This window comes from Mycobacterium genavense ATCC 51234 (assembly GCF_000526915.1).
Taxonomy (GTDB): domain Bacteria; phylum Actinomycetota; class Actinomycetes; order Mycobacteriales; family Mycobacteriaceae; genus Mycobacterium; species Mycobacterium genavense.
In genome coordinates this window covers 251,389-268,569 of sequence record NZ_JAGZ01000004.1, presented here as the reverse complement: position 1 = coordinate 268,569, position 17,181 = coordinate 251,389, and the positions used below count along the sequence as shown (strand labels likewise).

The 17,181-nt window shown below is 68.0% G+C and carries 20 protein-coding genes, 3 pseudogenes and 1 riboswitch; of the genes and pseudogenes, 12 read left to right on the top strand and 11 right to left on the bottom strand.

All coding sequences use genetic code 11. From position 1 onward, the window contains the following. Nucleotides 1-220 precede the first annotated feature (220 nt). Nucleotides 221-1,345: a phosphoserine transaminase gene (gene serC / locus T428_RS0111595; RefSeq protein ID WP_084298711.1), complete on the top strand. Its 1,125-nt coding sequence runs from the start codon at nt 221-223 to the stop codon at nt 1,343-1,345. A gap of 121 nt (nt 1,346-1,466) precedes the next feature. After that, nucleotides 1,467-2,240, top strand: coding sequence for a septation protein SepH (gene sepH / locus T428_RS0111590; RefSeq protein ID WP_025736612.1), 774 nt, complete (start codon nt 1,467-1,469; stop codon nt 2,238-2,240). Here sepH and T428_RS0111585 read toward each other — a convergent pair whose 3' ends face one another. The 3 genes and pseudogenes from T428_RS0111585 to T428_RS0111575 all read right to left on the bottom strand — a co-directional run bounded on the left by T428_RS0111585 (nt 2,241) and on the right by T428_RS0111575 (nt 3,776). Continuing rightward, nucleotides 2,241-2,528, bottom strand: coding sequence for a DUF2537 domain-containing protein (locus T428_RS0111585; RefSeq protein ID WP_025736611.1), 288 nt, complete (start codon nt 2,526-2,528; stop codon nt 2,241-2,243). It abuts the gene before it with no gap. Continuing rightward, nucleotides 2,525-3,348, bottom strand: a pseudogene (locus T428_RS27405) (TrmH family RNA methyltransferase). Before T428_RS27405 ends, T428_RS0111585 begins: the two are co-directional and overlap by 4 nt. After that, entirely contained in the window at nt 3,345-3,776 is a 432-nt protein-coding gene (locus tag T428_RS0111575; RefSeq protein WP_025736610.1) for an Rv0880 family HTH-type transcriptional regulator, read from the bottom strand. The pseudogene T428_RS27405 and the gene T428_RS0111575 overlap by 4 nt, the downstream one beginning before the upstream one ends. Nucleotides 3,777-3,906: 130 nt before the next feature. Here T428_RS0111575 and T428_RS0111570 point away from each other — a divergent pair, with 130 nt between their 5' ends. Both T428_RS0111570 and T428_RS0111565 read left to right on the top strand, forming a co-directional pair. Further along, nucleotides 3,907-4,182, top strand: a complete 276-nt coding sequence (locus T428_RS0111570) for a DUF2530 domain-containing protein (protein ID WP_025736609.1) — start codon at nt 3,907-3,909, stop codon at nt 4,180-4,182. Between the two features lie 19 nt (nt 4,183-4,201). Continuing rightward, on the top strand, nt 4,202-4,657 hold the full coding sequence (locus tag T428_RS0111565; RefSeq protein WP_025736608.1) for an SRPBCC family protein: 456 nt from the start codon (nt 4,202-4,204) through the stop codon (nt 4,655-4,657). A gap of 217 nt (nt 4,658-4,874) precedes the next feature. On the opposite strand, the pseudogene T428_RS27400 reads toward T428_RS0111565, so the two are convergent. Beyond that, a pseudogene (locus tag T428_RS27400) lies at nt 4,875-5,653 on the bottom strand (DUF3027 domain-containing protein); the annotation flags it as partial. A gap of 209 nt (nt 5,654-5,862) precedes the next feature. Here T428_RS27400 and T428_RS0111550 point away from each other — a divergent pair. After that, on the top strand, nt 5,863-7,452 hold the full coding sequence (locus tag T428_RS0111550) for an MFS transporter (protein ID WP_036467816.1): 1,590 nt from the start codon (nt 5,863-5,865) through the stop codon (nt 7,450-7,452). Then, complete coding sequence (locus T428_RS0111545) at nt 7,449-7,937, top strand: DUF2771 domain-containing protein (RefSeq protein WP_025736606.1); 489 nt, start codon at nt 7,449-7,451, stop codon at nt 7,935-7,937. The genes T428_RS0111550 and T428_RS0111545 overlap by 4 nt, the downstream gene beginning before the upstream one ends. 69 nt (nt 7,938-8,006) lie before the next feature. Here the strand turns inward: T428_RS0111545 and T428_RS0111540 are convergent, their stop codons facing one another. The 3 genes from T428_RS0111540 to T428_RS0111530 all read right to left on the bottom strand — a co-directional run bounded on the left by T428_RS0111540 (nt 8,007) and on the right by T428_RS0111530 (nt 11,450). Further along, on the bottom strand, nt 8,007-9,005 hold the full coding sequence (locus tag T428_RS0111540; protein ID WP_025736605.1) for a glutathione S-transferase family protein: 999 nt from the start codon (nt 9,003-9,005) through the stop codon (nt 8,007-8,009). A 14-nt stretch (nt 9,006-9,019) separates the two neighbouring features. Beyond that, a complete protein-coding gene (locus tag T428_RS0111535) occupies nt 9,020-10,975 on the bottom strand; it encodes an acyl-CoA dehydrogenase family protein (protein WP_025736604.1) in 1,956 nt (651 codons plus the stop codon). 67 nt (nt 10,976-11,042) lie between these two features. After that, complete coding sequence (locus T428_RS0111530; protein ID WP_025736603.1) at nt 11,043-11,450, bottom strand: cold-shock protein; 408 nt, start codon at nt 11,448-11,450, stop codon at nt 11,043-11,045. Nucleotides 11,451-11,614: 164 nt separating this feature from the next. On the opposite strand from T428_RS0111530, the gene T428_RS0111525 reads away from it, so the two are divergent. The 4 genes from T428_RS0111525 to T428_RS0111510 all read left to right on the top strand — a co-directional run bounded on the left by T428_RS0111525 (nt 11,615) and on the right by T428_RS0111510 (nt 14,572). Next, nucleotides 11,615-12,019, top strand: a complete 405-nt coding sequence (locus T428_RS0111525; RefSeq protein WP_025736602.1) for a YccF domain-containing protein — start codon at nt 11,615-11,617, stop codon at nt 12,017-12,019. Beyond that, nucleotides 12,016-13,098, top strand: a complete 1,083-nt coding sequence (gene moaA, locus T428_RS0111520) for a GTP 3',8-cyclase MoaA (RefSeq protein ID WP_025736601.1) — start codon at nt 12,016-12,018, stop codon at nt 13,096-13,098. The genes T428_RS0111525 and moaA overlap by 4 nt, the downstream gene beginning before the upstream one ends. Then, nucleotides 13,091-13,369: a MoaD/ThiS family protein gene (locus T428_RS0111515; protein WP_025736600.1), complete on the top strand. Its 279-nt coding sequence runs from the start codon at nt 13,091-13,093 to the stop codon at nt 13,367-13,369. The genes moaA and T428_RS0111515 overlap by 8 nt, the downstream gene beginning before the upstream one ends. Before the next feature lie 236 nt (nt 13,370-13,605). Continuing rightward, a riboswitch (cyclic di-AMP (ydaO/yuaA leader) is annotated at nt 13,606-13,790 on the top strand. An 11-nt stretch (nt 13,791-13,801) separates the two neighbouring features. Then, nucleotides 13,802-14,572, top strand: coding sequence for a transglycosylase family protein (locus T428_RS0111510; RefSeq protein ID WP_025736599.1), 771 nt, complete (start codon nt 13,802-13,804; stop codon nt 14,570-14,572). 22 nt (nt 14,573-14,594) lie between these two features. On the opposite strand, the gene T428_RS0111505 is transcribed toward T428_RS0111510, so the two are convergent. The 4 genes from T428_RS0111505 to T428_RS0111490 are packed head-to-tail and all read right to left on the bottom strand — an operon-like array spanning nt 14,595 to nt 16,239. Then, nucleotides 14,595-15,020 carry a molybdenum cofactor biosynthesis protein MoaE gene (locus T428_RS0111505; RefSeq protein WP_025736598.1) on the bottom strand — a complete coding sequence of 142 codons (426 nt, stop codon included), beginning with the start codon at nt 15,018-15,020 and terminating at the stop codon, nt 14,595-14,597. Further along, entirely contained in the window at nt 15,017-15,499 is a 483-nt protein-coding gene (locus T428_RS0111500) for a MogA/MoaB family molybdenum cofactor biosynthesis protein (protein WP_025736597.1), read from the bottom strand. Before T428_RS0111500 ends, T428_RS0111505 begins: the two co-directional genes overlap by 4 nt. Further along, nucleotides 15,499-16,026 (bottom strand): cyclic pyranopterin monophosphate synthase MoaC, encoded by a 528-nt coding sequence (gene moaC, locus T428_RS0111495; RefSeq protein WP_025736596.1) that lies wholly within the window; start codon nt 16,024-16,026, stop codon nt 15,499-15,501. The genes T428_RS0111500 and moaC overlap by 1 nt, the downstream gene beginning before the upstream one ends. Before the next feature lie 12 nt (nt 16,027-16,038). Beyond that, nucleotides 16,039-16,239, bottom strand: a complete 201-nt coding sequence (locus tag T428_RS0111490; protein WP_169733650.1) for a hypothetical protein — start codon at nt 16,237-16,239, stop codon at nt 16,039-16,041. 32 nt (nt 16,240-16,271) lie between these two features. Here T428_RS0111490 and T428_RS35730 point away from each other — a divergent pair. Further along, nucleotides 16,272-16,448, top strand: a pseudogene (locus tag T428_RS35730) (zf-HC2 domain-containing protein); the annotation flags it as partial. Nucleotides 16,449-16,616: 168 nt separating this feature from the next. Then, complete coding sequence (locus T428_RS34450; RefSeq protein ID WP_245604891.1) at nt 16,617-17,042, top strand: hypothetical protein; 426 nt, start codon at nt 16,617-16,619, stop codon at nt 17,040-17,042. Nucleotides 17,043-17,181 lie beyond the last annotated feature (139 nt).

The window sequence follows — 17,181 nt, the reverse complement described above, 5'->3', positions numbered from 1 at the left end:
CCTCCCCAACGGGGTTTACATTAGGACGTCGTATGTCCAAACAGTACCGCAGGTACCGGGAACTGACCAGGGGCTTGGCAACCACTGTTGCCAAGCCCCTGGTCAGCGCGAACCTGTGGTCCGCATCACACCGAACGATCGTTGTCATCTGTAAGTAGCCGCCGGCGGGGCCGAACAAACGGCCCGCCCCGGCGCCGTCACCGGTCGGCTCACTACCCTGATGAGCATGGCTGACCAGCTCCAGATTCCCGCTGACCTCAAACCCCGTGACGGCCGCTTCGGCTGCGGCCCCTCCAAGGTCCGAACCGAGCAACTGCAGGCGCTGACCACCACCGCGGCCGCGCTGTTCGGCACCTCGCACCGGCAGGCGCCGGTCAAGAATCTGGTGGGCCGGGTGCGCAAGGGGGTGGCGGAGCTTTTCTCGGTGCCCGACGGGTACGAAGTCATCTTGGGCAACGGGGGTGCGACGGCGTTCTGGGATGCGGCCGCGTTCGGGCTGATCGACAAGCGCTCGCTGCACCTGACCTATGGCGAGTTCAGCTCGAAGTTCGCCTCGGCGGTCGCCAACAACCCGTTCGTCGGGGATCCGATCGTCGTCACGGTTGACGCCGGCAGCGCACCCGAGCCGCAGACCGACCCGTCGGTCGATCTGATCGCGTGGGCGCACAACGAGACGTCGACCGGCGTTGCCGTCCCGATCCGGCGCCCGGCCGGCTCGGGCGATGCGCTGGTCGCCATCGACGCGACGTCCGGGGCCGGCGGGCTCCCGGTCGACATCACCGACACCGATGCCTATTACTTCTCGCCGCAGAAGAACTTCGCCAGCGACGGCGGGCTGTGGCTGGCCGTCATGAGCCCCGCGGCGCTGGCCCGCGTCGAGGCCATCGCCGCCTCCGGCCGCTGGGTTCCCGACTTCCTGTCGCTGCCGATCGCGATCGAGAACAGCCTCAAGGACCAGACCTACAACACCCCCGCGATCGGCACTCTGGCGCTGATGGCCGAACAGCTGGACTGGATGCTGGGCAACGGCGGACTGGACTGGGCGGTCAAGCGAACCGCCGACTCGTCGCAGCGGCTGTACTCGTGGGCCCAGGAGCGCTCATACACCACACCGTTCGTCACCGACCCGGCGCTGCGCTCGCAGGTGGTGGGCACGATCGATTTCGTCGACGAAGTCGACGCCGCGGCGGTCGCCAAGATTTTGCGGGCGAACGGGATCGTCGACACCGAGCCGTACCGCAAGCTCGGCCGCAACCAGTTGAGGATCGCGATGTTCCCGGCGGTCGACCCCGACGACGTCAGCGCATTGACGCAATGCGTCGACTGGGTCGTCGAACGGCTTTAACGCCGGCCGTCGGCGCGAAAACCGCCCAGCGTGTCAGCACAGGTTGTGGGCGTTAGCTGGACTAGAGTGCGGCACAGTGACGGGTCGTCGCTGACCTGCACAAAGCCTGCGAGGAGAAGCCATGCGGGAACTCAAATTGGTTGGGCTCGACGCCGACAGCAAATACGTTATCTGCGAGGGCGACGGCCCCGACGACCGGTTCAAGCTGGCGGCCGACGAGCGGCTGCGTGACCTGCTGCGTGGCGAGGTGGCGCCGCCCGAGCAACCGCACCTCGACATGGAAGTCACCAACATGCTGAGCCCCAAGGAGATTCAGGCGAAGATCCGGGCCGGCGCATCCGTCGAGCAGGTGGCCGCGGCGTCGGGCTCGGACCTGTCCCGGGTTCGCCGGTTCGCCCACCCGGTATTGCTGGAGCGCTTCCGCGCCGCCGAGCTGGCAACCGCCGCGCATCCGATGCTCGCCGACGGCCCCGCGGTGATGACCCTGCTCGAGACCGTGTCCGCGGCGATGGTCACCCGCGGCCTGAACCCCAGCGGCCTCAGCTGGGACGCGTGGCGCAACGAAGACAACCGCTGGACTGTGCAGCTGGCTTGGAAGGTCGGTCGCTCCGACAACCTGGCGCATTTCTTCTTCATTCCGGGAGCCCACGGCGGAACGGTCACCGCGGCCGACGATGCGGCCAGCGAGCTGATCGACCCGGACTTCGAGCGTCCGCTGCGACCGCTCGCGCCGGTGGCCCACGTCGCGTTCGACGAGCCCGCGCCGACGGCGGCCGTCGAGCCGGTCGCCCCCGCTCCGACCCCGCACCCGCCGGTGCACAGCCGCCGCGGCAAGCCGGTCATTCCGACCTGGGAGGACGTGTTGCTCGGGGTGCGGTCGGGCGGGCAGCGCTGACTAGGAGAGCGTGAGCGCGAGCAGCGCCAGCCACGCGATCGTCACACCCACTCCAGCGCCGAGCACGAACCAGCGCAGCACCGGGGTGCGCCGCCAGCCCCACAGCGTCGGCGCCAGTCCGCCGGCGGCCACCACATTGAGCCCGACGGCCAACAGTGGATGCACCCGGACCAGCCCGAGGCTTAGCACCACAATCGCGACGCCGGTCACCGCGGCGACAAACCCAGCGACCGTCAAACCCGTTGCCCAGGGCACAGATTGGGTGCGCGGCCCGAGTTTGTCGCTCATTCACCGAGCCTAACGCGCTCGTCGAACGCCAACGCCGCGGCGGTCGCGACGTTGAGCGAGTCCGTGCCGCGTGACATCGGGATGCGTACGCGCACGTCGCTTAGTCTCAGGGTGGCCGGTGTCAGGCCAGGGCCCTCGGCGCCGACCAGCACGGCGATCCGGTCGTCGCGCGCGGCCGCCATCACCTCGGCCAGCGGGCGGGCCTCGCCGTCCGGGGTCATCGCCAGCAGCCGGAATCCGCGTGCCTTCAGCATGCCGAGATAGGCGGGCCAGTTCGCCGAGCGGGCATACGGCACCAGCAGCGCGTGCCCCATCGACACCCGCACGGCGCGGCGGTAGAGCGGATCGGCGCAACCGCTGCCGAACACGACCGCGTCGACACCCAGGCCCGCCGCGTTGCGGAAGATCGAGCCCAGGTTCTCGTGGTCGTTGACCCCTTCGAGCACGGCGATGGTCCGCGCGCCCTCGACGAGCTGTTCGACGGACGGCTCGGGCACCCGGCGCGCGGCGGCCAGCACCCCACGGTTGAAATGGAAGCCGACCACCCGGGCCATTACCTCGGCGGTGTTCGGTAGTACGGGGCCCCGGCGCCTCTCAAATCGTCTTTGAGTTCGTCGAGGCGTCGCTCGGTGCCCAGCAGCGCGTGCGGGGTGAAGCGGGACGCCAGCATGCGCTGGACGACCAGCACACCCTCGGCGATCACCAGGCCCTTGCCGGTGGGCAGGTCCGGGCGCCGGTCGATGCTGTTGAGATCGCGGAAATCGTCGAGCCGCGGGTCGTCGGGATCGTTGACGTCCTGGACATCCAGGCCCGGGCTCACGGGCTTTCGTCGACCAGCGCCAGCATCAAGTCGGCGGCCTCGCGAAGGGTGGCCCGCTTGTCCTGGTCCATCGTCGCGAGCTGCTCGGCCAGCCATTCCTGGCGAGCGCGCCGGGCCGCTTTGACCAATTCGGCGCCCGACTCGGAGACCGAGACCAAGACCTGCCGGCCGTCGACGGGGTGTGGGGTGCGGTCCACGAAGCCCTCGTCGGCGAGCGAGGCGATCACCCGCGTCATCGACGGAGGCCGGACGCGTTCGCGAATCGCCAGGGCGCCGGGTGTCATCGCGCCCTCGTTGGCCAGGGTCGTCAATGCCGACAGCTGCGAAAGCGACACCGGAGAGGACGGATTCCGGAATCGCAGTTGGCGCGCCAACCGCATAACCGCCAACGACAGGTCGGCCGCCAGCCGCGCATCGCTGTCAGGCATGGCGCGAGGTTACATCGGAACCGCAGAATTCGAGCCGAGAAACGTCGAACGGTGGCCTATCACCCATTCGCTGGGACGGCCACCGCGGCCCGCGCCGCGACCACTGCGGTTCCGGGATAGATTGATCGCGATGAGCGCCGAGCCTAATCGGAGTCCCGAGCCGCCACCGCTGCCACCCGTGCTGCTGCAGGTGTGGCCGTTCATCACCATCGGCGCCGTGGGCTGGCTGATCGCCGTAGCCGTCGCGTTTCTCGTTCCCGCCCTGGAGAGTTGGCGTCCAATTGCGCTGGCCGGATTGGGCACCGGTGTCCTCGGCACGACCATCTTTTTGCTGCAACTCGCCGGTGCCCGCCGAGGCGAGCGAGGCGCGCAGACGGGCCTGGAAACCTTTCTCGATCCTAAATAGCTTCCGTCCGGAGGAAACGATGGTAGCCCCGCTACTCCAAGCGCAGATCGACATCGACGCGCCGCCCGCGACGGTCTGGGCGTTGATCTCCGATTTCCGGCGGATGCCCCAGTGGAGTCCGCAGTGTCGCTGGATGAAGTCGTTCGGACCGCTGCGTCCCGGCACCCGCACGCTGAACCTGAACCGGCGCTCGGGCCTGTGGTGGCCGACCACGGCCACGGTCGTCGAGGTCATCCTGGAGCGGAAGCTGGCGTTCCGGGTCGACACCAACCGCACGATCTGGACCTATGAGCTCGAGCCCCACGGGAATGGGACCCGCATGGTCGAGAGCCGGCATGCCGAAAACGGCGTCAGCGCGTACTCGAGCTTGTCGATCAACGCGTTCCTGGGTGGGACGACGAACTTCGAACGCAAGTTGCTCGAGGGCATGAACGCCTCGCTGGCGAGGATCAAGTCCGCCGCCGAGAACAGCTAATCGGGCGAGTCCATCGCGGATTCCGGTGAGTCCGAAGCGGTTTCGGGCGGCTGTGGCGTGTCGGCCGCGTCGTTCGTTTCCGCCGTTTCGTTCGTGTCGACCGTTTCCGCCGTTTCGGCCGTTTCGGTTACAGTCTCCGGCACCCCCGGCGCCTCCGCCACAGCCTCGGGCGGTTCGGGCACCTCTTCGGGCGCCCCGGCCGTCTCAATCGGGGGGGGGCGGGCGGCTCCATGACGTCGAGGACGCCGTCGTCGTAGGGCTCGAACGCCGGCGAGCCGCTGCCCGCGGGGCGGGTGTGTCGGAATGTGCGCCGCAGCCGTATTGCTTGTCGACGACGTGCCCGTCGGCGGACAGCTCGTTGCCGCACACCCCGAACATCGCGCCCAGCGATCCGGCCAGTGGCAAAAAGAAGCCGCAGTCGCAGCACACCCGCTTGGTGGACCGCGCCATCGCCGAGTCGGGACCGTAGTCCCCGGTGTGCCACCGCTCGGCGGCGTCGGCCCGGCCCCACACACTCATCACCCAACGCCGGCCCAGCCCGACTTCGGCGGCGGTCTCGTCGACTTGCGGGTCGCCGCTGGACATGAAACCGGGAACCAGCCGCTCGTCGTTGGCCGCCGGCGGCAGCAGATCGCCGGGGCTCAAATCGCCCTGCCGCACCCGCTGGTCCCAGGGCACCCACTCGGGCGCCAGCAGCGATGTCGGCCCGGGGACCAGCACGACCTCGCTGATCGTTGCGTGGTCGGCGCCGGGGTAGGCCGCGACGACGACGGCCCACTGCCACCCGCTGTAGCCGGGCAGGTGAGCCAGGAAGCGGTGGGTGGCGGCGTTCGGATCTTCGTAACTGACGCCCAGGTAATCCCCGACCGCGTCGGGGCCGCTGAACTCCTCGACGGCCGCCCGGGCCCGGTCGACGGCGCCCCGAAGCACCGCCGCCAACCCTTCGGGCCACTCGGCCACGGTTGCCACGGCGGATTGCTCGGTGAGCCCGGTCACGCTGTCTTCTCCATGCATCGCGTCCCCAATACTAGGTTGGCGAGATGCACCGGGTTGCTTCTCGGTATAAGTTGGCGAGCCACGCCCGGTTGCCCCCCGGCATAAGACAGAATTGATTTGTGTCTGGACGGCGGCGTGATGATCCGGGCCGAGCGGCCCGCAACCCTGGCCGCCGGACCCGCAATGAGTCGGCGAATCAGCACCCGGGCATGGCCAATTACCCCACCAACGACGCGGACTATCGGCGCTCGCGCCGCCCACCACCGCCGCCCAGCGCCAACCGCTACCTGCCGCCGCTGGGCCGGCGGCAAGAACCGACCCGCAACGACCCGCCGCCGCGCCGCTCCTCCCCCGGCGAACGGATCACCGTCACCCGCGCCGCCGCCATGCGCAGCCGCGAAATGGGCTCCCGAATGTATTGGATGGTCCAGCGCGCGGCCACCGCCGACGGTGCCGACAAGTCCGGCCTCACGGCCCTGACGTGGCCGGTGGTGGCGAACTCTGCGGTCGACTCGGCGATGGCCGTTGCGCTGGCGAATACGCTGTTCTTTGCCGCGGCCAGCGGCGAAAGCAAGTCCAAAGTCGCGCTGTACCTGTTGATTACGATCGCGCCCTTCGCGGTGATCGCACCGCTCATCGGTCCCGCGCTGGACCGCTTGCAGCACGGCCGCCGCGTCGCGCTGGCGCTGTCGTTCGCGCTGCGCACCGCGCTGGCGGTGCTGCTGATCATGAACTACGACGGCGCCAGCGGCAGTTTCCCGTCGTGGGTGCTGTATCCGTGCGCGCTGGCGATGATGGTGTTCTCGAAATCGTTCAGTGTGCTGCGCAGCGCGGTGACACCGCGGGTCATGCCGCCGACCATCGACCTGGTGCGGGTCAACGCCCGGCTGACGATGTTCGGTCTGCTCGGTGGCACGATCGTGGGAGGTGCGATCGCCGGAGGCGTCGAGTACGCCGGATCGCACCTGCTGCAGCTGCCCGGTGCGCTGTTCGTCGTCGTCGCGGTCACGATCGCCGGCGCGATGCTGTCGATGCGGATACCGCGCTGGGTCGAGGTGACCGCCGGTGAGGTTCCCGCCACGCTGAGCTACCGCCAGGACAGCGAGCCGCTGCGCCGCAGCTGGCACAAAGAATTCAGCGGGGCCTTGCGACAGCCGTTGGGTCGCAACATCATCACCTCGCTATGGGGAAATTGCACGATCAAGGTGATGGTCGGGTTCCTCTTTCTGTATCCCGCTTTCGTCGCGAAGTCGCATCAAGCCAACGGGTGGGAACAGCTGGCGATGCTGGGCATCATCGGCGCCGCGGCCGGGATCGGCAACTTTGTCGGCAACTTCACCAGCGCGCGGCTGAAGCTGGGCAGGCCTGCCGTGCTGGTGGTGCGCTGCACCGTGGCGGTGTGCGCGGTCGCCCTGGCCGCCGCGGTGGCCGGCACCCTGATGGCAGCCGCCATCGCCACGCTGATCACCTCGGCCGCCAGCGCCATCGGCAAGTCGTCGCTGGACGCATCCCTGCAAGACGACTTGCCCGAAGAATCCCGGGCGTCGGGATTCGGGCGCTCGGAGTCGACGCTGCAGCTGGCCTGGGTGCTGGGGGGCGCGGTGGGGGTGATGGTCTACACCGAGCTGTGGGTAGGGTTCACGGCCATCAGTGCGATCTTGATCCTGGGGCTGGCGCAGACGATCGTCAGCTTCCGCGGCAGCTCGCTGATTCCGGGCCTCGGGGGTAACCGGCCGGTGATGGTCGAGCAGGAAGGCGCGCCCCGCGACAGCGGCATGACCTCGGCGGTGCCGAAGTGAAACGTGGTGTGACCGTTGCGCTTGCGGTCGTGGTCGTGCTGTTGGCCGGGGGCGCCGGGGTCGGCACCTGGTGGCTGCTGCGCGATTCCGGCCCGCAGCGCCTGGAGATCAGCGCATATTCGCACGGGCACTCGGTCCGGGTGGGGCCCTACCTCTATTGCAACCCGCTCAACCTCGATGACTGTCAGCAACCGCAGGCGCAGGGCGAGCTGCGAGTCAGCGGCAGCCATCCGGTGCAACTGTCTGTGCCCGAAGCGATTTCGCGCGCACCCTGGCGGCTGTTGCAGGTTTACCAAGATCCCGACAACACCGCGACCAGCATGTTCCGGCCCGGCACCCGGCTGGCGGTCACGGTCCCCACCGTCGACCCGCAACGCGGGCAGCTGACCGGAATAGTCGTCCAGCTACTGACTTTGGTGGTCGACCCGTCGGGCGAGCTGCGCGACCTCCCACACGCGGAATGGTCGGTACGGCTGACCTATTAACCTTCCGGCCCAACGTCGAATTGTTGTGGAAAACCAGGCCGTTTGAGCCCGACAACTCGACGTTGGGCGTTAGGACAGAGCCGGCACTCGCTCACCATCGACCGGCGGCCCGGGCGGCATGCCGTCGCCGAAAGGCCTGCCCCCCAAGGCTTCCCGGCCGTGGTCGGTAAGCCAGCCGCTCAAATCCGGGCCTTTGGGCACGATACGGGTCGGGTTGATGTCGGCATGCACGATGTAGTAGTGCTGCTTGATTTGGACGAAGTCGACCGTGTCACCGAAGCCGGGCGTCTGGAACGGATCCCGCGCGTAGGCCCACAGCACAGGCATCTCGCACAGTCTGCTTCGGTTGCATTTGAAGTGACCGTGGTACACCGGGTCGAACCGGGCCAGCGTGGTGAACAGCCGCACGTCGGCCTCAGTGATGGTGTCGCCCACCAGATATCGCTGGCCCGTTAGCCGATCACCCACCCAGTCCAGCGCGGTGAACAGTCGGTCGTAGGCGGCATCGCAGGCATCCTGCGAGCCCGCGAAACCGCAGCGGTACACCCCGTTGTTGATCTCGGTGTAGATCCGCTTACTCACGTCGTCGATCTCGTCCCGCAGCCGCTCGGGGTACAGCTCGGGCGCACCTTCGCGGTGATACGTGGTCCACTCGGTGGACAGGTCCAGGGTCATCTGCGCGAAGTCGTCGGTGACGCCGGCCCCGGTCGGAACGTCGACGATCGCCGGGACGGTGATCCCCTTGGGGTAGTCCGGGAAGCGCTTGAAGTAGGCATCTTGTAGCCGCGGGATCTTCAGGACCGGGTCCACGCCACCCGGGTCGAGATCGAACGTCCAGCTGCGCTCATCGTGGGTTGGTCCGCAAAACCCAATGGAGAGAGCATCTTCCAGGCCCAGCAAGCGCCGGACGATGATGGCGCGGTTTGCCCATGGGCAGGCCCGTGCGACGATCAGCCGGTACCGGCCTGCTTCGACGGGATAGCCGTCTCGGCCGTCGGCGGTGATGCGGGTACTGATGTAGTTGGTGTCGCGGGTGAACTCACCGGCCCCGGCAACGTAGGTGGCCACGGCAGGCAATTCTGCTACTTGGCAATCGGGCCGGTCGACGCAGACGCCGTCAGAAACCGTCGGGCCAGGTTGGCCTCGGTCGACTCGCCCGCTTCCCAGTGCGCGATCCACGGCCCGGTGCCCTCCGACTGGTCGACGATCCCGTCCTCCAGCCAGCGGTACTGCCCCTGCAGCACCTCGTGGGTGAGCTGCACATCGCTGGTGTCGGTGTTGGTCCACAGCCCGTCGAACAGCGCGTCGACCCGCAACGTCGCTTGCTGGCAGAAGGCTTCGGCCAGCTCGTAAGCCTGTTGTCCCAGTTGGGGATCCGCGACGCGTTGCCCTTCGGCGCGCACGCACGCCGCAGACATCGCGAGCAGCTCGGCGCAGATGTCGACGATGCGCCCCAAGAACCCCTGCTTTTGCTCGAGCTTGGCCTGCCCGCGCGCCATCCCGTAGAAGGTGTTGCGGGCCAGCTTGCGGGTGGAGCATTCGACGAACCGCAGGTGCGACGCCAGCGGACCGAATTCGCTGTACGACCTGGGCCGTTGCCCTTCACCAAAAACCAGCTGCTGCAACCACTTTGCATAGAAGCCGCTGGCCCCCACCGCCGCGGCGGCCTTCTGTCGCAACCCCGTGTCGGGTTTGGCGAGGTCACCGGCCGCACTCAAGTGCGCGTCGACGGCCTCGCGGGCGATCAGCAGCCGCATGATCTCGCTGGACCCTTCGAAGATGCGGTTGATCCGCAGATCGCGCACGGCCTGCTCGGCCGGCACCGCGCGCTCCCCGCGCGCGGCCAGCGACTCCGAAGTTTCATAGCCGCGGCCGCCGCGGATCTGCACGAGCTCATCCGCGATGAGGCACGCCATTTCGCTGGACCACAGTTTGGCCAGCGCGGCCTCGATGCGAATATCGTTGCGCCCTTCGTCGGCCATCTGTCCGGACAGTTCGAGCACGGCATCCAGCGCGTGGTTGGTGGCGGCGATGAAAGAGATCTTGCCGGCCACCGCTTCGTGTTTGGCCAGCGGCTTGCCCCACTGCACTCGCTCGCCGGACCATTCGCGGGCGATCTTCAACGCCCACTTCGACGATCCCGTCGCATTCGCGGGAATCGACAACCGTCCGGCGTTCAGCGTGGTCAATGCGATCTTGAGGCCGTCGCCTTCGCGCCCGATCAAGTTCTCGCTGGGCACCCGGAGGGCGTGCAGCCGCGTCACACCGTTCTCGATGCCGCGCAGGCCCATGAACTTGTTGCGTCGCTCCACGGTGATGCCGGGCGAATCCGCCTCGACCACGAAGGCGCTGATGCCGCCGCGGTGGCCGTCGCCCTTGGGTACCCGGGCCATCACCACGAGCAGTTCGGCGACCACGCCGTTGGTGGTCCACAACTTCACCCCCTCGAGCTCGTAGGCCCGCCCGCCGTCGACCGGCGTCGCGGTGCAGGCCAGCCGGGCGGGGTCCGAACCGACGTCCGGCTCGGTGAGCAGAAAGGCCGATATCGCACCGGCGGCACAGCGCGGCAAGAACTTCCGCTTCTGCTCGTCGGTGCCGGCAAGCTTCAGCGGCTCGGGCACCCCGATCGATTGATGCGCCGACAACAGCGCGCCCAGGCTGGGATAAACCGAAGAGATCATCATCAGCGCCCGGTTGTAGGCGACTTGCGACATGTTCAGCCCGCCGTATTCGGAAGGAATCTTCATGCCGAAACAGCCCAATTCGGCTAACCCCTTGACGTATTCGTCGGGAATTAGCGCATCGCGTTCGATCAACCCACCGTCGACGGTCTCGAGGAATTCGCGTAACCGGGCGAGAAACTCCCGGGTACGTGCCTCGTCGGCATCCGACGGTTTGGGGAACGGGTGTATCAGCTCCAACGGGAAATGACCGAGGAACAACTCCTTGGCGAAGGACGGTTTATCCCAACCACTTTCGCGGGACTCTTCGGCGAGCGCTCTCGCTTGCTCCTCGGTGACCTGCGCCTGCTGTGCCATCGCAGCCTCCTCGCTACACGACTGTCGCGAGGGGTGAGTACCCAAACTGGGACGCGGTACTCGGGGGTCAGGCGTCGAGCTCCCGGGCCACCGCCTTGACCACCTCGGAGACGCGACGGGCGACCTTGCGGTCGGGGTAGCGGCCCTTGCGCAGCTCGGGCTGCACCGTGCTCTCCAGCAGCGTGATCATGTCCTCGACCATGCCGTGCAGCTCGTCGGGGTTGTGCTTGTGCTCGACAGATGCCTCGCGCCGCGTCTTGGCAAGGCTAGGCGGTGGGTCGATCAGCTTGAGACTCAACGCCTGCGGTCCGCGCCGGCCGGAAGCCAAGCCGAATTCCACCTTCTGCCCTGTCTTCAGCCCCTCAACGCCCTCGGGCAACGCCGACGCACGGACGTAGACGTCCTCGCCGTCTTCCTGCGATAGGAAGCCGAACCCCTTTTCGGCGTCATACCACTTAACCTTGCCGGTCGGCACTGGTCTCACCTGCTTGTCTGACGGAAACAACTAGGAATGGACAACATAAGAAGCGTCCCGCCTGTGCAGGACGCGATGCGGATCAGATCCTACTCGGGTGGTTGCCCGGCCAGCACCCCTGTTTCGTTGTCACTCGCTAGGCTGGCAGTACTGCTGAAGGTGATATGCGCCTGGTTCTGAACATAATCTGGCTGATATTCGGCGGCCTCTGGATGGCCGTCGGATATCTTGCTGCGGCGCTCATCAGCTTCTTGCTCGTCATTACGATTCCGTTCGGATTTGCCTCGCTGCGCATCGCCTCGTACGCGTTGTGGCCATTCGGCCGGACGATCGTCGACAAACCGACCGCGGGAACCGGTGCCCTGATGGGAAACGTCATCTGGGTGCTGCTGTTCGGCATCTGGCTGGCGATCGGTCACCTGGTGAGCGCGGCGGCCATGGCGGTGACGATCATCGGGCTCCCGCTGGCGCTGGCCAACCTCAAACTGATCCCGGTGTCGCTGATGCCGCTGGGCAAGGAGATCGTCCCGGTCGCGTCGGCGGCCCCGTTGGCGCGGGTGCCCGCATGACGCTGACGGCGCTGGGCGTGCCGACGGTGCCGAGCCTGACGAGCGGCGCAGATCTCGTCGCCGGAATGCCAACGGACGGCCCGCTGCTCGACACCTACGGCCGGGCCGCGACCGACCTGCGCGTGTCACTCACCGACCGCTGCAACCTGCGGTGCAGTTACTGCATGCCGGCCGAGGGCCTGGATTGGCTGCCCGGCGAGCAACTTCTGAGGCCCGAGGAGCTGGCCCGGCTGATGCGCATCGCCGTGACCCGGCTCGGCGTGACCAGCGTGCGGTTCACCGGCGGTGAGCCACTGTTGTCCCGCCACCTCGAAGAGGTGGTCGCGGCGGCCGTCGGATTGCGTCCGCGCCCGGAGATCTCGCTGACCACCAACGCTGTCGGGCTGGCGCGACGGGCGGCCAAGCTGGCCGCGGCGGGGCTGGACCGGGTCAACATTTCGCTGGACAGCGTGAACCGGGATCGCTTCGCCGCCATCACCCGCCGCGACCGGCTCGCCGACGTGGTGGCCGGTCTGGCCGCCGCCAAGGCAGCCGGGCTGGTACCGGTCAAAGTGAACGCGGTGCTGGACCCCGCTACCGGTCGTGAGGATGTCGTTGAGCTGCTGGGGTTCTGCCTCGAACACGGCTACCAGTTGCGCGTCATCGAGCAGATGCCGCTGGACGCCGGGCACCAATGGCGCCGGGAGGCCGCGTTGACGGCAGACGACGTGCTGGCGGCGCTGCGGCCGCACTTCCGGCTGCGCCCGGACCCGACGCCGCGCGGGTCCGCGCCCGCCGAGCTGTGGCTGGTGGACACCGGCCCGAACACTCCGGCCGGAAAGTTCGGCGTCATCGCCTCGGTGTCGCACGCCTTCTGCGGGACGTGTGACCGCACCCGACTGACCGCCGACGGCCAGATCCGCAGCTGCCTGTTCTCCGCCGACGAGACCGACCTGCGCGGCCTGCTGCGTGGCGGCGCGACCGACGACGCGATCGAGGCGGCCTGGCGCGCCGCGATGTGGGCCAAGCCCGCCGGCCACGGGATCAACGATCCAAACTTCATCCAGCCCGACCGCCCGATGAGCGCGATCGGTGGCTGAGCTTTCCGCCGACCCCGACGGCATCCAGGTGACGGTCCGCTACTTCGCCGCCGCGCGCGCCGCGGCCGGATCCGAATCGGAAACCGTGGTGCTGCGGGCCGGCGCCACGGTGGCCGAGCTGGTGTCACGGCTCGCCGCTCCGGACACTCACCTCGCAGCCGTGCTGGACCGCTGTTCCTATCTCTGCGATGGCGTCGCGGTGCGCGACGAAACCAAAGCGTTGCGCTCGGGTAACACGATCGACGTGTTGCCCCCTTTCGCCGGCGGCTGATTTTGTGAGATAAATCACGTAACGGAATGATAACGGCCCGGACACGCCGCGATATCGGGGTGGGGTGACCTGGGCAAATCTCAGGTGCTCCTGCGTCTTTCAAAGATGTCCGCGGGGGAAACGCCGAGTTTCGTAGAAAGTGACGGGGCCAACAGAACCGGCTACGGTCTCCGGAGGCTCGCCAAGTTGAACGGATGGCGTCCCTCCCTCACCCGTAGCGCCGAGCTCCATCCAATGGGCGAGGGACACCGAATCGGGATGGAGGCGGGGGACCCATCGGTCCGCCGGACTGGGGTCGCGTGCGACTCCTTGGGGTGAAGCCGACTCGGCTCTCGCGAGACGGCTCGAGACGACAACGGCCGGGTGACCTCTTGAACCCGAACCCGACAGCTGACCTCGCAGGCGCGTTACGAGAGGAATATTTCGGCGCGTATGAGTGGACGTCATCGCAAGCCCACGACATCCAACATCAGCGTCGCCAAGATCGCCTTCACCGGGGCGGTCCTTGGTGGCGGCAGCATCGCCATGGCCGGCCGAGCGGCCGCGGCCACGGATGGTGAATGGGATCAGGTAGCCCGTTGCGAATCGGGCGGCAACTGGGGAATCAACACCGGCAACGGCTACTACGGCGGCGTTCAGTTCAACGCCAGCACGTGGGCCTCGCACGGCGGCGGCGAATACGCCCCGTCGGCGCAGCTGGCCACCAGGGAGCAGCAGATCGCCGTCGCCGAGCGCGTTCTCGCGACACAGGGGCGCGGAGCCTGGCCGGTGTGTGGCGGACCGTTGTCCGGTCCGACCCCACGCGAGGTGGTTCCGGCCCCGGCCGGCTTGGGCCTGCCGGGGCTCAACGGTCCGCTAGCTCCGCCGCCGGCAGACGCGCCGCCGCCGCCCCCGCCTCCCGCGGATGCGCCCACGCCGGTGCAGCTGGCCTCCTTCGACCAGCCGGCGCCCGCGGATCTGCCGCCCGCGGCTCCTGCGGACGCCGTACCCCCGCCCCCGGACGCTCCGCCGCCGCCGGCCGACATGCCCCCGTCCGCGGACGCCGTACCCCCGCCCGCGGACGCTCCGGCGCCGCCTGCGCAAGCCGTGCAGCAGGCCACCGGGGTCGGCTACACCCAGAAACTGTGGGAAGCGATCCGCGGCGAAGACGTCAACGGAAACGACGCGCTGGACGCGCTGGCGCAGCCTGCCCCGGTCAACTGACTTGGGCGGCCGAGTCAATGCGCTAGGCCGAACCCACCCATTCGTCGGTTCCGTCGTCGAAGAACTGGTGCTTCCACACCGGCAGCCGCGCCTTGATGGTGTCCACCAGCCGGGCGCAGGTGGCGAATGCTTCCTGCCGGTGATCGGCGGCAACCGCGGCCACCAGTGCCGCCTCGCCGATGTGCAGCACACCGATCCGGTGGCTGGCGGCCACCGCGCGCACGCCGGTGGCCGTCTCGCTGACCTCGGCCACCACGTCCGCCATCACCTGCGCGGCCGACGGATGCTCGGAGTACTCCAGCCGCACCACCCGGCGGCCTTCGTCGTGATCGCGAATCATGCCGACGAACCCGACGATGGCCCCGGCCGAGCGGTGGCCGACCAGCTCTTCATACTCGGCCAGCGAGATCGGCTGATCGGTCATGGCCGCGCGCAGGACGACCGTCATCGCTCGTGGTCTTTGCCCGCGATCTGGTCCAAGGCATGATCGAGCACGTCGGCTAGTACTCCCAGCCCGTCGCGTACACCGCCGGGCGAACCTGGCAGGTTGACGATCAAGGTTCGGCCGGCCACCCCGCACACGCCGCGCGACAGCACCGAAGTTGGCACCTTGGGCAGCCCCGATGCGCGAATGGCCGCGGCCAGGCCCGGGATCATGTAGTCGACGACCGCGACGGTCTGGTCCGGGGTGCTGTCCGTCGGCGAGATGCCGGTGCCACCGGTGGTGAGGATGACGTCGACGTCGTCGTCAAGTGCATCGCGCAGCGCCTCGCCGACCGGATTCCCGTCGGCGACCACTTGCGGATCCGCAATCGAAAACCCATGCTGCTCAAGCCATTCGGCGATGACGGGCCCGCATTTGTCGGTGTACACACCGGCTGAGGCCCGCGTCGACGCGACGATGATGCGGGCGGACCGGGTGCCCATCAGCGCGCCCAGCTTCCGGTCTTGCCGCCCTCCTTGCGGAGCACGCGGACATCATCGATACGAGCCGCCGGGTCGACCGCCTTGATCATGTCGTAAAGCGTAAGCGCGGCGACGCTCACCGCGGTCAGCGCCTCCATCTCCACGCCGGTACGGTCGGTGCTGCGTACCGTCGCCACGATCTCGATATCCGACTCGCGCACGGTGAAATCGACGTTTACCCCGGTGAGCGCGAGCTGGTGGCACAGCGGGATCAGGTCGCTGGTGCGCTTGGCCGCCAGAATGCCCGCCACCCGGGCAGTGGCCAACGCGTCACCCTTGGGCAGCCCGCCGCTGGAGATCAGCGCGACGACGTGAGCAGAGGTCCGTAGCGCACCCGCGGCAACGGCGATGCGCTTAGTGACTCCCTTTTCGGTGACGTCGACCATGTGCGCGGCGCCCCGCTCGTCGAGGTGCGACAGGACGTCCGGGCGGGGTTCCTGCGAGTGCCCGGCCTGCTCGGGTCCGGGCCCCCCGGACGCCCCAGCCATCGGCGGCAATACCTACCGGTTTATGACCGTGACCGGGTGAATGTAGGGCAGATGGTCGGATTCCACCGGGAACACCAGGTCACCGAACGGCGACAGCGCTCCGGTGCGATCGGTCACCAGCTCGCTTACCGCATGGTCGTCGGGGTCGGTCGTCGGCCAGCCGTTGTCGACGTACCTGGGTTTGCCCGCCTTGCGCTCAGCAATGTCAGCCACGCCATCCATTCTGACAGGTCGCGCACGCGCGCGTGACACGAGTCGCGACGCTGAGTTCTTCCCCACAATCGCCGGGCGGGAACATTCGGCGGGTGTCGCGCGACTATACGAACGTGGATTGCGTGGTAGCTCGCGAAGCACTGTCGGCCAGACTCGACGGCGAGCGAGAGCCGGTACCTTCGGCACGAGTCGATGAGCACCTTGATGCGTGCCCAACCTGTGGCGCATGGTTTGAGCAGGCGGCCGGTCAAGCCCGGCGGCTGCGTCGGCTCGTCGATTCCCGACCGCCCCTCGCCTCAGTTGGTTACCTCGACTCCGCGCACCCCGCGGCATGTCCGCGGTCGCCGCTTGGCTGGCAACGATGGACGCTGCTTGGCGTGGGCCTCGGGCAGATCGTCGTTGCGTGCGTACAGGTGTTTGGTGTCGGCATCGTGCTGAACCAAGCACATCTGCTCAGCGAGTCCGCGGCGTGGTCTATCGCACTTGGCCTGACTATGGTGGGCACGGCGTTGCGACCGGTGGCGGCAACCGGGCTCGCGGGAGTCATGACCGCGTTCATCGGTGTGTTTGCCGTCATCCTGGCCATCGACATGTGGTCCGGCACCTTCACTGCCGTGCGGGTGCTCATCCTGCTACCGGTGGTGGCGGGGACGGCGCTAGCGACCATTGTGTCGCTGAACGCGCGCAGCCCGCGACCCGGATCGCGGGACGATGCCGCCGAGCTGGATCTCGACTTGCCCGAGAAGGCATCGCGTGGACGACGCCGCGGTCACTTGTGGCCCAGCGACGGGTCCGCGGCCTAGCGGACACAGCGCCCGCCCCCCGCTACGACGGCTGGTCGTAGACTTCGTCGGGTCGGATATCCCGAAAGGTCGCGGCGCCAGTGCAGTCGAGGAAGACACCCCCGTCGGAAACGACCAGCCGCTCGCGCTTGCTTCTAGT